General features: G+C 68.2%; 9 protein-coding genes and 1 tRNA gene. 5 read left to right on the top strand and 5 right to left on the bottom strand.

Features of this window, described 5'->3' with window-relative positions; translation table 11 throughout:
* Window positions 1-359: 359 nt before the first annotated feature.
* Window positions 360-3,332, top strand: a complete 2,973-nt coding sequence (locus AC1RUS_RS10635; protein WP_492915785.1) for a TonB-dependent receptor plug domain-containing protein — start codon at window positions 360-362, stop codon at window positions 3,330-3,332.
* A gap of 1,217 nt (window positions 3,333-4,549) precedes the next feature.
* Here the strand turns inward: AC1RUS_RS10635 and typA are convergent.
* Entirely contained in the window at window positions 4,550-6,385 is a 1,836-nt protein-coding gene (typA, locus tag AC1RUS_RS10630; RefSeq protein WP_492915783.1) for a translational GTPase TypA, read from the bottom strand.
* A gap of 605 nt (window positions 6,386-6,990) precedes the next feature.
* Here typA and AC1RUS_RS10625 point away from each other — a divergent pair.
* Window positions 6,991-8,325, top strand: a complete 1,335-nt coding sequence (locus tag AC1RUS_RS10625) for a M1 family metallopeptidase (protein ID WP_492915781.1) — start codon at window positions 6,991-6,993, stop codon at window positions 8,323-8,325.
* 6 nt (window positions 8,326-8,331) lie between these two features.
* Here AC1RUS_RS10625 and AC1RUS_RS10620 read toward each other — a convergent pair whose 3' ends face one another.
* Window positions 8,332-9,270 (bottom strand): N-formylglutamate amidohydrolase, encoded by a 939-nt coding sequence (locus AC1RUS_RS10620; RefSeq protein WP_492915779.1) that lies wholly within the window; start codon window positions 9,268-9,270, stop codon window positions 8,332-8,334.
* 152 nt (window positions 9,271-9,422) lie between these two features.
* Between AC1RUS_RS10620 and cpdR the strand changes: the two genes are divergently transcribed.
* From cpdR to AC1RUS_RS10605, 3 genes are all read left to right on the top strand, one after another.
* Window positions 9,423-9,779, top strand: a complete 357-nt coding sequence (cpdR, locus tag AC1RUS_RS10615) for a cell cycle two-component system response regulator CpdR (RefSeq protein ID WP_004616083.1) — start codon at window positions 9,423-9,425, stop codon at window positions 9,777-9,779.
* A 97-nt stretch (window positions 9,780-9,876) separates the two neighbouring features.
* Window positions 9,877-9,951 (top strand) — tRNA-Val (locus AC1RUS_RS10610).
* A 199-nt stretch (window positions 9,952-10,150) separates the two neighbouring features.
* Window positions 10,151-11,362 (top strand): OmpA family protein, encoded by a 1,212-nt coding sequence (locus AC1RUS_RS10605; protein ID WP_492915777.1) that lies wholly within the window; start codon window positions 10,151-10,153, stop codon window positions 11,360-11,362.
* Between the two features lie 319 nt (window positions 11,363-11,681).
* Here the strand turns inward: AC1RUS_RS10605 and mnmC2 are convergent, their stop codons facing one another.
* From mnmC2 to AC1RUS_RS10590, 3 genes are all read right to left on the bottom strand, one after another.
* Window positions 11,682-13,448 (bottom strand): tRNA (5-methylaminomethyl-2-thiouridine)(34)-methyltransferase MnmC2, encoded by a 1,767-nt coding sequence (gene mnmC2, locus AC1RUS_RS10600; protein WP_492915775.1) that lies wholly within the window; start codon window positions 13,446-13,448, stop codon window positions 11,682-11,684.
* A complete protein-coding gene (cytX, locus tag AC1RUS_RS10595; protein WP_492915773.1) occupies window positions 13,445-14,707 on the bottom strand; it encodes a putative hydroxymethylpyrimidine transporter CytX in 1,263 nt (420 codons plus the stop codon). Before cytX ends, mnmC2 begins: the two co-directional genes overlap by 4 nt.
* Window positions 14,708-14,803: 96 nt before the next feature.
* Window positions 14,804-15,151 carry a hypothetical protein gene (locus AC1RUS_RS10590; protein WP_492915771.1) on the bottom strand — a complete coding sequence of 116 codons (348 nt, stop codon included), beginning with the start codon at window positions 15,149-15,151 and terminating at the stop codon, window positions 14,804-14,806.
* Window positions 15,152-15,214: the final 63 nt, after the last annotated feature.

Raw genomic sequence — 15,214 nt, 5'->3', positions numbered from 1 at the left:
GGCGGGACGGCTTCCGGAAACGTACCAATGTTCGTTCGTATCGTTTCGAACTGTACCGATATGTCTTGGCAAGATTCAGCTACAGATTTGAAAATCTCAAATATCCAGAAGCAATTTAACAGGTCAAACCAGTAATATTTTTGCTGATTGAGGCCATTAATGGTCAAATAGTGCGTAATTAGTGGCCGAACTGGCGGTGATTGCGCCCCAATAGGGTTCTTTGTGTCGATTTGTTCGGCGCGCGGCCTGGCCGGGGTGGGTTGGACCTTGGTGGGACGCGTAAGGGGGCCTCAACAGCAAGGGGTCGCGCCTTGGCGAAAGATCCTTCTCTCTCACGTGCCAACAGGGGCAATTTTGTAATGCGTCAACGTAGTCTTCTCCTGGCCACCTCCATGATCGCGGGGCTCGCGGCCGCGTCGTCGGTGTGGGCCCAAACGGCCTCGTCCGAGACCACGCCGTCGAGCGCAACGACCGCCGCCGCCGCGCCCGCCGCGGCCGAGGTCGAGGCCATCGTCGTCACCGGCTCGCGCATCAAGCGCAACGCCTACAACAGCGCCTCGCCGATCCAGGTGATCACCTCGGAAGAGTCCGCGCTGCAAGGCCTGGTCGACACCACCGAGATCCTGCAGTCCTCGTCCCTGGCCTCGGGCTCGTTCCAGGCCGGCAACGAGCTGACCGGCTACGTCGTCACCGGCGGCCCGGGCGTCAACACCGCCTCGCTGCGCGGCCTGGGCGCCACGCGCACCCTGCAGCTGCTGAACGGCCGCCGCGTCGGTCCGGCCGGCGTGCGCGGCACCGTCGGCCCCGTCGACCTGAACGTCCTGCCCAGCTCGATCATCGAGCAGGTGGTGATCCTGAAGGACGGCGCCTCGTCGATCTACGGCTCGGACGCCGTGGCCGGCGTCATCAACTACATCACCAAGACCAACATCAACGGCGGTTCGCTGAAGCTGTACGGCAACACCCCGTGGGCCTCGGGCGGCGGCGGCGCCACCTGGCAGGCCAGCGGCAGCTGGGGCAAGACCTTCGACAAGGGCTACCTCACGGTGGCCGGCGACTTCTATAAGCAGACGGCCCTGCGTCGCGGCGACCGCGACCAGACCAAGTGCGCCTCGGACTACCTGTTCAACCCGACCACCGGCGCGAGCATCGACTACAAGGAATACGGCACATCCAACGTGAAGTGCTACAATCAGGCCAACAACTACATCTCGTCGTCGACCTACGGTTCGCTGCAGTACCTGAAGTCGGGCGTGACCTATCCGACCTCGGCCCAGGGCAACAACTCGCCGTTCGCCGATCTGGCCCGCCAGGCGCGCGCCAACTATCCCGACACCTATTCCTACGCCAACTACAGCTCGCCCTACTGGGACCGCGCCACGGCGATCAGCCCGGTGCAGCGCACCAGCCTGTTCGTGACCGGCGGCTATCACCTGACGGACTCGATCGAGGCCTATGGCGAACTGCTGTTCAATCGCCGCCTGTCCGAGCAGGACAGCCTGCGCCAGCTGTTCCCGACCGTGGCCGCGACCAACCCCAACAACCGCTTCGGCGCCGCGGGCGGCACGGTCTATCCGGTCATCTCGATCCCGTATGACAGCAAGCAGGACGTCAAGTACGCCCGCGCCATGGGCGGCTTCAAAGGGTCGTTCGGCGACACGCTGAAGAACTGGGACTGGGACATCTACGGCCAGTACAGCGACTCGTCGGGCGATTACTCGATCTCGTCGGTCTATAACGACCGCGTCCTGGCCACGACGGCCTATGGCGTGGCTTGCCAGCAGTCGGCGATCACCATCTCGGGCGGTTCGTGCTCGGACCTGCCCTCGACCGGCATCCCGTGGACCAGCGCCCGCATCGCGGCCGGCCAGTTCACCGACGCCGAGAAGAAGTTCCTGTTCGGCGTCGACGTCGGCCACACCGACTACAGCCAGGCCCTGGTCGAGGCCTCGGTCAACGGCGACCTGTTCAACCTGCCGGCCGGTCCGGTGTCGGGCGCCTTCGGCGTCTCGTTCCGCCACGACAAGATCGACGACCAGCCCGGTCGCGAGTCGATGAACAGCAACAACTGGGGCCTGACCGCCGCCGGCCACACCGTGGGTTCGGACAGCGTCAAGGAAGCCTTCGGCGAGCTGGGCGTGCCGCTGCTGAAGGACCTGCCTTTCGTCAAGAGCTTGGACCTCAGCGTCTCGGGCCGCTACACCGACTACAAGAGCTACGGCGACGGCACGACCTACAAGTTCGGCCTGAACTGGCAGGTCATCCCGTCGGTCCGCCTGCAGTACACCAAGGGCACCTCGTTCCGCGCCCCGGCCCTGTACGAGCTCTACCTGGCCAACCAGACCAGCTATTCCAGCTCGACCACCATCGATCCGTGCGTGAACTACCAGGACAGCACCAACAGCTACCTGCAGGCCAACTGCGCGGCGGCCGGCGTGCCCCAGAACTACACCGGCGGCGGCCCGAGCGCGCTCGTGATCGCCGGCGGCGGCAAGGGCGTGCTGAAGGCCGAGACCTCGGACAGCTACAATGTCGGCCTGATCTGGACGCCCAAGTTCATCAACCTGAACGCGGCGCTGGGCTATTACGAGATCACGCTGGAGAACGAGATCACCCAGCTGGGCGCGGCCAATATCGCGTCGATGTGCTACTCGTCGCCGACCGGCCTCAGCAACGACTACTGCTCGCTGCTGACGCGTGATCCGACCACGCACTACATCACCTCGGTCAAGAACAGCTACATCAACGTCGCCAACCAGTGGCAACGCGGCATCGACCTGTCGCTGAGCTACTTCCACGACTTCGACTACGGCCGCCTGACCCTGGGCGGCGACTTCTCCTGGCAGCTGCAGGACAAGGTGCAGGTCCTGGCCAACACCTATGAGGACTCCAACGGCCGCACCTACGGCTATTCGAGCACCACGTCGGGCTATGGTCCGGACTTCACCTCGAACCTGAAGGCCGGCTTCACCCATGACGACTGGACGGTGAACTGGACCGTCGACGTCCGCGGCAAGGGTTCGGACACCGAGTACTATGCGGGCGACGTCTTCGGCAGCACCCGCTACGCCTCGCTGACCGACTACGACTACATCACCGGCACCACGCGCTATAAGAACGTCTACTACAAGCAGTACACGGAGCTTACGGCCTATCACTCGGTGTCGGTGCGCAGGAAGCTGGACGCCTACACGATCACCGTGGGGATCCAGAACCTCTTCGACGAAGAAGCCCCCAGCGCCTCGACGGGCCAGTTCCGTCTGGGCACGGCGGCCTATGGCTACGACCTGAAGGGTCGTCGCTCGTTCGTGACGCTGGAGAAGAAGTGGTAGCGAACTAGACGCTCCCTCTGAGGGGAGGGGACGGCGAGGGGGCGTTCACCGAGGCGGTGGACGCCCCTTTTGCGTTTGGGGTCGGGGGCTGGGTCAGGGCGATAGTCAACGACCTTTGATCCGCCGTTCCCGTCGTGGATCTGGTGGCGTCCGCCGCTATCGACCGGGGTCCCCAGGGCCGACGGACTCGATGTCGGCTAGGGGTGGCTTGCTGCTTGACTGGGCTCGGCTTGATCTGTGTGGGATGCTGGCAAGGCCAACTTATTGAGGGGTGATGGCTTGGTGCGCGATCTTACCGATAGCGAGCAGGAGTTCTGCCGGGCGTTGGGTGAGGTGGTAGTTTTCTGGAACCACGTCGAGCAGTCATTTCGGTACTTACTTCACAGGGCGACATTCTTGGGCGGGCCAGATGGCCGCATTTGGGCCCTCATCGCACCCTTGACGCCTGTTCAGCTCAAGGACGCGATGATGTCCTTGGCTGCGGACCACGCGCCGGAAAGGGAAGAGCACCTTCGCCACTGTGCGCTAGTCTTCGACCGGGAACGGGAATACCGAAACCATTACGTCCACGGCCCTCTCACATTTCTGACGACTGAGTCATCTAGTGAGGCATTGGCGTCTGCCGTTGCGTCGCGTGGTGGCATTCTACGAATACAGCAAGCTAGGAACACTGCTGCGGAGTTGCTGCAATTTCGAAACCGGCTTGGCGTCCTCCAAGCCTACATCGGCGATTTGCTTGAAGACTCCCGGACCCTTCGAGATGGTCAGCCGCTGTCGGGCCTAGCTCGCCCGCCTATCCATCCTGCCCCGACCGTTGTCAAACATGGCTGGTGGGAGGGGCGGAGTTAGGTGGAATTTGCATCATGTCGAGTGGGCGGAACGTCCGACTAGGATCGGGAGCCGAAGTTTGCCCCGTTGCCTGCTTCAGACCGTCAATCACCATCGCGCGCAAGCGGAGGTCTCGGTCAACACCGGCCACAGGCGCGGAAATGGCGGCGCTAGACGAGGCTGGGCGTCAGGCGTTGTCGAAGTCATGACCGTGGAGATGTTCTAGGCCGTAGCCAGGTCGCCGAACCAGGAGGCGGCCTTGACGTGCTGGCGGCGGCCTCGGCGTTCTCGAGCCGGAGGTCGGCTTCAAGCCAGCCTGAACGCCCAAAGAAAAGGGCCGCCGTCCCTTCCGGGGCGGCGGCCTTTTCAGTCTTGGAACCCTTGAGGTCCTACTCTTCCTTGACGCGGCGCTTGCGGAACGACGGGTTCAGGATCTGCTTGCGCAGGCGGATGTTCTTCGGGGTCACTTCCACCAGCTCGTCTTCCTCGATGTAGGCGATGGCCTGTTCGAGGGTCATGCGGCGCGGCGGGGTCAGGCGGATCGACTCGTCCTTGCCCGAGGCGCGGACGTTGGTCAGCTGCTTGGCCTTCATCGGGTTGACGTCGAGGTCGTCCTGACGGGCGTTCTCGCCGATGATCATGCCCAGATAGGTCTTCTCGCCGGCGCCGACGAACATGGTGCCGCGCTCTTCCAGGTTCCACAGCGCGTAGGCCGCAGTCTCACCGTCCGAGTTCGAGATCAGCACGCCCTTGCGCTGCTGGTCGATGGCGCCTTTGTAGGGCTCGTAGTGGCTGAACACGCGGTTCAGCACGCCCGAGCCGCGGGTGTCGGTCAGGAACTCGCCCTGATAGCCGATCAGCGAGCGCGAGGGGGCGACCAGCTGGATGCGGGTCTTGCCCGCGCCCGACGGGCCCATGTCCTTCAGCTCGGCCTTACGCAGCGAGAGCTTTTCGATGACGATGCCCGAGAACTCGTCGTCGACGTCGATCATGACGTCTTCCATCGGCTCCAGGCGCTTGCCGGTTTCCGGATCGGTCTGGAACACGACGCGCGGACGGCTGATCGAAACCTCGAAGCCTTCGCGGCGCATGTTCTCGATCAGGACGCCCAGCTGCAGTTCGCCGCGGCCCGACACTTCATAGGCGTCGCCTTCGCTGGTCTCGGTGACCTTGATGGCCACGTTCGACTCGGCTTCCTTCAGCAGGCGGTCGCGGATGACGCGCGACTGGACCTTGTCGCCTTCGCGGCCGGCCAGCGGGCTGTCGTTGACCGAGACGGTCATCGAGATGGTCGGCGGGTCGATCGGCTGGGCGGGCAGGGCCTCGGTCACTTCCAGCGCGCAGAGCGTGTCGGCGACGGTGGCTTTCGACATGCCGGCGATGGCGACGATGTCACCGGCTTCGGCGCCTTCGTCGACCGGCGAGCGCTTCAGGCCGCGGAAGGCCAGCACCTTGGTGATGCGGCCGCGTTCGATTTCCTTGCCGTCGCGGTCCAGGGCGTGGATGGCCATGCCGGGAACGGCCTTGCCGCTCTCGATGCGGCCGGTCAGCAGGCGGCCCAGGAACGGATCGCTTTCGATCAGCACGTTCAGGATCTGGAACGGCTCGTCCTTCTTCTCGATCTGCTTCGGCTCCGGCACGTGGCGGACGATCAGGTCGAACAGCGGGGCGAGGTTGTCGTTGGGGACGTTCAGGTCCAGCGTGGCCCAGCCGGCGCGGCCTGACGCGTAGATGTGCGGGAAGTCCAGCTGCTCGTCCGTGGCGCCGATGGCGGCGAACAGGTCGAAGGCGGCGTTGTGGACGCGGTCCGGATCGGCGTGGGCGCGGTCGACCTTGTTGATGCAGAGGATCGGCTTGAGGCCCATCTTCAGCGCCTTGGTCAGCACGAACTTGGTCTGCGGCATGACGCCTTCCTCGGCGTCGACCAGCAGGACGCAGCCGTCCACCATGCCCAGGATGCGTTCGACTTCGCCGCCGAAGTCGGCGTGGCCGGGGGTGTCGATGATGTTGATGCGGGTTTCGCCCGCTTCACCGTTCCACAGGACGCTGGTGCACTTGGCCAGAATCGTAATGCCGCGCTCGCGCTCCTGGTCGTTGGAGTCCATGGCGCGTTCCGTCGTCGCCTCGTTGGCGCGGAAGACGCCGGACTGGGCGAGGAGCTGGTCGACGAGGGTGGTCTTGCCATGATCGACGTGCGCGATGATGGCGATATTTCGCATGGACATGGGAGCGGACGGACTTTCGGGAGGAAACGGGGATGACGCTGTGCGCGTCAGGCGCGCGGCTTTTACGCGACTGCGCTGCGTTTATCCAGCCCATCCCTGATGAAAGGGCTTTTCGTGGAAACCGGTGTCATCGTCAAAGCCTTGATGGGCAGGGGTTTGACGCCTGTTCACGGCAGAGGTTGTTTCACGGGCAACTAATTGTGCAGTGCAGCATGCTTAGATTTTATACAGCTTTACCGGACGTCATCGTCTATTCCTTGCTGCGCAAAGGGTTTCTTCAAACCCCTCTGAAAAAATCGACATTAACGTTCAAATTTACGCTTGCTCAATTTCGCACCGCACCCTATAAACGACCTGTGAGGCGGCGCTGCCGCTTCTGCCCTTCCTGGGCGTTTCCTCCCTAATGAACTGCCCGGCTTTCGAGCCGGGCTTTTTTTTGGCCTGAGCTTTGGTACCGGTCCCGCGACGATCGGGCGCGGAGCGGGGCGGGGACGAAACGGCCCGTCGAGACTGTCGAAGCGCGCGCGGACGTGGAGAGTAACGCACGGCCCGGCCGCGTGATCCGCGCTCGTTCCCTGGCCGCCGTCGCCACGAAGGGAGCCCCAGTGAGTCTGTCCAGAATCGCGCTTCCGGTCCTTCTTCTCCTGCTGAGCCATCCCGCGTCGGCCGCCGCCGCGCCCGGCGAGGGCTTCGACGTCGTCGGCTACGACCTGGCGCTGACGCCGGACATCCGCGACCGGACGGTGGCGGGGCGCGAGGTGATCACGTTGCGCGCCACGCAGCGCGGCCTCCGGCGCCTGAGCTTCTCGCCCAACGCCCTGACCATCGACGGCGCGACCCTGGACGGCGCGCCGGTCGTCGTCCGGTCCGACGCCGAGGGCCTGGACTTCGAGCTGGCCAGGCCGCTGGCGCGCGGGCGCGGCGTCAAGCTGGCCCTGACCTATCACGGCCGGCCCGCGCGCGGCCTCTCCGGCGCGGGCGACACGCTCTATACGTCCTATTTCGCCTGCGACTGGATGGTCTGCGCCCAGGATCGGTTCGGCGACAAGGCGGCGTTCTCGCTGGCGCTGCGCGTTCCGGCCGGCCTGGAGACGCTGTCGGTCGGCCGCAGAACCGCCCGCACCCCCACGGACGACGGCGACGAGATCCATCGCTGGACCGCGCCCCGGCCCTATTCGGCCTATCTGTTCGGCTTCGCGGTGGGGCCGTTCGCCCGCGCCGAGGATCGCGTCGGCAAGGCCAGGCTCTCCTATCTGAGCGCGGTGGCCGATCCGGCCGAGCTGAAGCGGCGGTTCGGCGAGACCGGCGCCATGGTCGCGTTCTTCGCCGCCAAGGCCGGGGCGCCGCTGCCCGTCGCCGACTACGCCCAGCTTCTGGTGCCGGGACGCGACGCGCAGGAGGCGGCCTCCTACGCCGTGCTCGGGGTCGAGGCGTTGCCGACCCACGCCGACGATCCGGCCCAGGACTGGGCCGTCGCGCATGAGCTGGCCCATCAGTGGTGGGGAAACCTGGTCACCTGCGCGACGCTGGACGACTTCTGGCTCAACGAAGGCGTCGCCACCTTCATGACCGCCGCCTGGAAGGAGCATCGCTACGGTCGCGCCGCTTACGACGCCGAGCTGGCCGTGGCGCGCGCCCGGCTGGACAAGGCGCGGGCCGCCGGCTTCGACAAGCCCCTGGCCTGGAGCGGGCGCTATCCCAACCTGGCGATGCGGCGCGCGGTCCAGTACGGCAAGGGCGCGCTCTTCCTGGACCGCCTGCGCGCGGTGCTGGGCGAGGAGGCCTTCTGGGCCGGCCTGCGACGCTATACCCGCGCCCATGCGGGCGGGACGGTGGTCAGCCTCGATCTGCAGCGCGCGATGGAGGCCGCCAGCGGCCGGGATCTGCGCCCGCTCTTCGCCGAATGGGTGTTCGGGACCGACGCCGCGCCGGCGCCTTAGCGGGTCCTACTTCAGTTCCGACACGTTCAGGGCCGCCAGGGCCTGGGTCAGGCGCTCGGCGTCGGCGGTCAGCCGGGCCAGGCCCTCGGTGGGCTCGCGCGTCACTTCATTCATATAGAGCGCGCGGTTGATCTCGATCTGCAGCGCGTGGGTGCGCCGGGCGGGGCGGCCGTAATGCTCGGTGGTGTAGCCGCCGGCATAGGGCGCGTTCCGGGCCACGCGGTAGCCCATGGCTTCCAGCTCGCGCTCGACCAGGCCGGTCAGCTTGGGCGAGCAGGCCGCGCCGAAGCGGTCGCCCAGCACGATGTCGCACGGACCGCCGCCCCGGGCCCGCTGGCCGCGCGCCGCCGCGGCCGGCATCGAATGCCAGTCCACCAGGATCGCCACGCCGTGAGTCGCGCGGGCGTTGGCCAGCAGGCGGTCCAGGGCGTCGTGATAAGGACGGTGGGCCAGGTCGATGCGGGCCTTGGCTTCGGCGAAGGTCAGCTTGCGGGCGTAGATCTGCCGGCCTTCCCCCGCCACTCGCGCGATCGCGCCCAGGCCCGCGGCCACCCGGGCCGAGCGGCCGCGGGCGAATTCGGGCAGCTCGTCCTCGAACATCGCCGGGTCCAGCTCCCAGGGATCGCGGTTGAGGTCGATATAGGCCCGCGCCAGCCGCGCCCGGATCACCGACGCGCCCAGGGGCGGGGCGCCGGAGATGATGCGGTCGACGAAGGCGTCCTCCGATCCCCGGATCGCCTCGCAGGTCAGCTTCGAGGCGGCCATCATGTCGGCGGGATAGATGTCGCCCGAATGCGGGGAGGCGAAGACCAGGGCGGTGGGCGGCGGAGCCGACTCGCCGCCCGCGCGCTGAATCTCGTGAGCGGGCGCGGGAACGGGGCCGGCCGACGGCGGGGCGGCCGTCGCCGACGGCTCCGTCGACGCGATCGGCTCCCATGCGGTCATGCGTCATATTCGCAAGTCGCGCCGCCTGTGGTCAAACACCTTTGGACGATCCAGGCGTTCCTGTGGACAGGACGCCTGGTTCATCCCCGATTTACAGACTACGCGTTACAGTAAGCGCCCAACGCCGACGATTTCTCCGGAAACAGACCGACATGGCTCGCATCCTCCTCGCCGAAGACGACGATTCCCTCCGGGGCTTCCTCGCCCGCGCCCTCGAGCGCGCCGGGTTCGAGGTCCAGGCCTGCGCCGATGGCGAAGAGGCGGTCCAGCACCTGGAGCATCCCTGGGACCTGCTGCTGACCGACATCGTCATGCCCGGCATGGACGGCATCGAGGTGGCCCGCCAGGCCGCCGCCCGCGATCCTTCCCTGCGCATCATGTTCATCACCGGTTTCGCCGCCGTGGCCCTGTCGGCCCAGGACCGCGCGCCGGCCGGCGCCAAGGTGCTGTCCAAGCCCGTCCACCTCCGCGACCTCGTCGCCGAGGTCGAAAAGATGATGGCCGCCTAAAACCTAAAAAGGCGGCTTGCGCATCGCGGAGGCCGCCGCTATATCCCCGTTCCTCCCGGCCGGGACGCCTTTCGAGGCCCACCTGGACCGCTTCGGCGGACGCGTAGCTCAGCGGGAGAGCACCTCGTTGACATCGAGGGGGTCACAGGTTCAATCCCTGTCGCGTCCACCATTTCCTTCCCGGAAAACCTAGGCTGACCAACCGCTTGAGCGTCCGCTTGCGGCTGCGTTCCGCGGTGATCCACAGCTTTCCAAGCGATCTGTACGGATTGTGGCGCTTTGGCCACACCCATTTTCGATCGTGGCGCGTTTGTCGCCTTGGGTTCGATGAATGTCGGGTCCAGGACAATTCCACGAGAGGGTTCACCACCATGAAATTCCAATTGCTGGCTGGGGTCGCCGTTGTCGCGCTCTGCGCGGCTTCCGGTGCGTCCGCGCAAAGCGCGACGAGCGGTTGGTATGTCGCCGGCGATGTCGGCTACCACGCGCCCAAGGACGTGAAGGCCACGTCGTCGACCGGTTACAACTGGACGTTCTCGCAAGACGAGGACTGGGCCGGTTTTGGTCGTCTGGGCTACAAGTTCTCGCCGAACTGGCGTCTTGAAGCCGAGTACGGCTATCGCAATTCCGACATCAAGTCGGTCCGCGGCACGGGCAGCAGCACGGGCGGCCAACCGGTCGGCCTCTGCACCGCCGGCCCGACGCGCACCGCGGCCAGCCCGATCTGCGGCGAGCCCAACGGCGAGATGAAGGCCACGACCGCGATGGCCAACATCATCTTCGACTTCATGCCGGAGTCGAGCCTCCATCCGTTCGTCGGCGCCGGCGCCGGCGCGGCCTGGGTGCACAACAAGGTCTATGGCCAGCTGAGCGGCGTCCCGACCGGCGGCGCGCCGTTCCAGAACGTCAGCTTCGACGACGTCGACCGCGCGTTCGCCTATCAGGGCCTGCTGGGCCTGGCTTGGGACTTCGCTCCGAACTGGAGCCTGGACCTGACCGGCCGCTATCTGGCCACCAAGGACCTCAGCTGGGGTTCGGTGACTCAGAACGTTGGTCCGGGCGTGGGCGCCATCACCAATGTCGGCACCTTCGACGGCAAGTACAAGGACGCTTCGGTGACCCTGGGTGTTCGCTACACCTTCGGCTCGCCGCCGCCGCCCCCGCCGCCCCCGGCTCCCCCGCCCCCGCCGCCGCCCCCGCCGGCTCCCCCGCCCCCGCCGCCGCCTCCCCCGGCGCCGGTCGCCTACGAGGCGCGTGAGTTCGTCGTGTACTTCCCGTTCGATCAGTACGTCCTGACGCCGGAAGCCCAATCGGTGGTCCAACAGGCCGCTGACTACGCCAAGGCTGGCGGCGCCACGAAGATCACCGTGACGGGTCACACCGACAAGTCGGGTTCGGACAAGTACAACGCCAAGCTTTCGGAACGCCGCGCCAAGGCCGTCGCCGATGGCCTGGTCGGTCTGGGCGTCGCCGCCACCAGCCTGGCCGTCGACTGGAAGGGCGAAAGCGCTCCCGCCGTCGACACCGCCGATGGCGTGAAGGAACCGCTGAACCGTCGTTCGGCGATCTCGATCAACTTCTAAGATCGACGCCTGACAAGAGATCGGGGCTCGGCCGCAAGGCCGGGCCCCTTTTTCATGGGCGGAACGCCGGGAGACGAGGGCGACCCCAAACGAAAAGACGCTCCCGATGGGGTTTCGGGAGCGTCATCCCCGACAACCCCAAGAGGGCATGAGGGGCGTCGGAAAATGGGCCGACAGATTTGGGGGCGTCGACCCACCGTCGAGATGGTCTTCAGGGCGGCGCTCTCCAGCACCCCGGTCCCCTCGGAGTCATCCCAAGCGTCGCATTAACGCGATCGGATCACGGTTCGATCCAGAGGTCACGGCGATCGTGATCGGACTAGCGCGGCGGGCTCCGTAGGCGCTCCGGCCGCACCAGATGCGACAGGGCGCGGGGCAGGGGCGAGGGGATGTCGAGCATCCGGGCCACCACGTGCTCGGCCAGCAGCGGCGCCAGGCAGAAGCCGCGTCCGCCCAGTCCGCCCAGCACGAACAGGCCGTCCTCCAGCCGTCCGGCCAGGGGCAGGTGATCGGCGGTCGTGGCGCGCACCGCCGCCCGGCCCGACAGGCTCGCGCCGGTCAGCCGCTCGGCCAGGACCGGCAGGCCCTTGGCCAGGGTTTCCAGATTGCGGACGTGGTCGGCGGGACGCGTGTCCGTCGCGCGGTCATTGCGGTCGTGGGTGGCGCCGAACAGCACGCCGTCGCGGGTCGGTACGGCGTAGCCGCCGAACGCGGCGGGCGTCGGCGAGGCTCCGTCGGTCGTCGTCCAGCTGGCCTGGCCGCGCACGCGGCGCCAGTCGATGTCGGGCGCCAGGGCATCGAGCTTGGCGCCCGCCGCCAGCACGACGGCGTCGGCCCTGGCGATCTCGCCGCCGGTCGCGTCCAGCAGCTTCCAGCCGGTCTGCGTGCGCTTCAGGGCGTGGACGTTGGCCTCGAGCGCCTCGCCGCGCCAGGCCGCCACGACCGTCTCGGGTTCGACGACCAGGGCCTGGGTCATGTGCAAGGCCGGGCCGGCGGGCTCGCCCAGGCGTTCGGCGGCCGAGGGCAGCAGGGTCATGGCGCCGGGCTCGAACAGGTCCTGGTCGGCCACGGCGGCGAAACGGGCGGCGGCCGGGTCGTCGCCGGCCAGCTGCAGCACGCCCCGGGCGAGGATCGCCTCGGGCAGGGTTTCGTACAGCGCGACGGCGCGGGCGAAGGCCTGGGCGGGCAGGGCGGCGCGCGGACCGCCGCCGGCGTCCAGGGCCGGGGTGACCAGGGCGGCGGGATTGCCCGAGGCCGGGGCCTCGCCGTCGTCGATCACGGTGACCGCCAGCCCCTGGGCGCGCGCCGCGCGGGCCAGGGACGCCGCTGCGATGCCGCCGCCGACGATCGCCAGGCTGGCGGGGCGCTTCGGCGCGGGCGTCTCGCCCGGCAGCCAGGCCTCCAGCCGGTCCTTCTTGCGGCCGAAGCCCGGGCGCTTGGCGATCTCGAAGCCGGCCGCCTGCAGCCCGCGCCGCACGAATCCGGCGACGGTGAAGGTGGCGGCGCGCGCGCCCGGGGCCGAGCGCGCGGCGACGGCGGCCAGGATGTCCTCGCTCCACATCGCCGGATTGAGGGCGGGCGAGAAGCCGTCGAGGAACCAGGCGTCGGCCGCGCCGTCCCAGGCTTCCAGCGCGTCGGCCACGTCCATGATCGCCAGGTCCAGCGTGGCGTTGAAGGCCCGCAGGTCCACCCGGTGGAAGCCGCGCGCCTGGCCCGGCCAGGCGTCGAGCAGGGCGCTGGCGGCCTCGCCCAGCTCGGGCCAGACGGCCAGGGCGCGGGCGGCGTCCTCGCGGCTCATCGGATGGGCCTCGATCGAGAAGACGTGCAGCCGCGCCCCGGACGGGGCCTCGCGCCGCCACAGGTCCAGCAGGGCGGCGATGTTCAGGCCGGTGCCGAAGCCGAGCTCGCCGACCACCAGCCGGTCGCGGCCGGCGAAGACCTCGGGCATGCCGCAGCCGGCCAGGAACACCGCCCGGGTCTCCGCCAGGCCGTCGGCGCTGGAGAAATAGACGTCGCCATAGAGCTTGGAGCGCGGCAGGCCGTCGTCGTTCCAGACCAGGGGCGAGGCGTCGTCGGCGTGGCTCATGCCCGCGCCTTCAACCGTTGAAGGCCGAGATAGGCGACGGCGGCGACGACGAAGGCCGGCAGGGTCGCGCCGAGGTCGGGCGCCAGGCGGCTCAGGGCCTGGTAGGCGGCGATCCCGGTGACCCAGGCCAGCAGGCCCGGCAGGTTCAGGCCATCCGTGGGCGGAGCATCGGCCGGGCGACGGCGACGGACGATGAAGTGGTCGCTCAGCATCACCCCGAACAGCGGCGCGAACACCGAGCCGATCAGCAGCAGGAAGCCTTCGTAACGGGCCATTGGGGCCAGCAGCGCCACCAGCGTGCACAGCGCGCCGAAGCCCAGCGCCAGGCGGGCGGGCTTGAGGCGGACCAGGGTGGCCGTTGAGATCGCGGCCGAATGGATGTCGGCGAAGGTGTTGTCGGTCTCGTCGATGACGATCAGCAGCAGGGCGATCCCGCCGCCGCTGGCCGCCAGGGCCGTCAGCAGCACGCCCTCGCCGCCGCCGGCCGCCAGGGCGTAGGCCGCGCCCAGTCCCATGAACCAGATGTTGGCCAGCAGGTAGCCGGCGGCGCTGCCACGGAACATGCCGCCCGGCGTGCGGCCAAAGCGGGTGTAGTCGGCGATCAGCGGCAGCCACGACAGCGGCATGGCCACCACAAGGTCGACGCCGGCCCCGAAGCTCATCTCGCCGGTCCCGGCCTTGGCCATCAGCGCGGCCAGGTCGTGGTCGGCCAGCAGCCGCCAGGTCAGCCAGCCGGCCCCGGCCAGCAGCAGCCACAGGCCCCAAGCGCGCAGGAACCGCCGCACGAACGACACCGGCCCCAGGATCGCCAGCGCCGTCGCCAGGACGCCGAACAGCAGGGTCCACAGCAAGGGGCTCGAAAAGCCGAAGGTCTGCCGGGCCAGGGCGTCGGCGGAATCGCGCATGGCGATGATCTCGAACGCGCCCCAGCCGGTCAGCTGGACGGCGTTGAGCACCGCCGGGATCGCCGCGCCCCGCGCGCCCAGCGACAGCCGCAGGGTCCCGATCGCCGACAGGCCGGTGTCGGCGCCCACCACGCCGGCGGCGGCCAGCAGCAGCACGCCCAGCAGGGTGCCGGCGACGATGGCGGCCAGGGCCGCGCCCAGGCTGAGGCCGGGCACGAGGAAGGCGCCGGCCTGCAGCACCAGCAGGCCGATGCCCAGGCTGAACCACAGCGAGAAGGCGTCGAAGGCGCCGAACGCCCTGCGGTCCGCCGGCACCGGCGTCAGGGGATCATAGGTGTCGTCGGGCTGGGCCATGGTCACAGTCTAGCAAACGGTCTGGGGCGTAGGCGCTTAACGAAAAAGGGCCGCCCTCGCGAGCGGCCCTTTCGTGATGTTGTATCCAGCCCGCGCTTAGTGCGCGGCCTTCTTTTCTTCCGGAGCGGCCGGCGGGGTGGCAGGGGCCTTGGTCGGGGCGGCGGGGGCTTCGGCCGAGGTCGCGCCGGTGGCGGCCGCGTCGGCGGCGATGTCGGCTTCGGTGGCCGGCGCGGCGGCGGCGTCGCTGGCGGCCTTCAGGGCGTCGGCCGAGGCCTGGTCCTTGGCGGCGGCGGCGTCGGTCACGGTGCTGGCGCCCGCGGCGGCGGCTTCGGCGGCGGCCGTCGAGGCGTCGGCGCCCTCTTCGTGCTTGCCGCAGGCGGCGAGCGACAGGGCCGAGATCGCCACGCCGGCGATGAGGAGCTTGCGGAGAACGGCGGTGGTCATCGGAGATCCCTTGCGCTGAGGTGTTCGGCCAGCGTCGCGGAGACGCTGACCTTCCCCTCAAGG

The sequence above is a fragment of the Caulobacter sp. GW821-FHT10F06 genome (genome assembly GCF_058809215.1).
The sequence above is the reverse complement of the archived record's forward strand: the minus strand, read 5'-3'. Positions and strand labels throughout refer to the sequence as shown.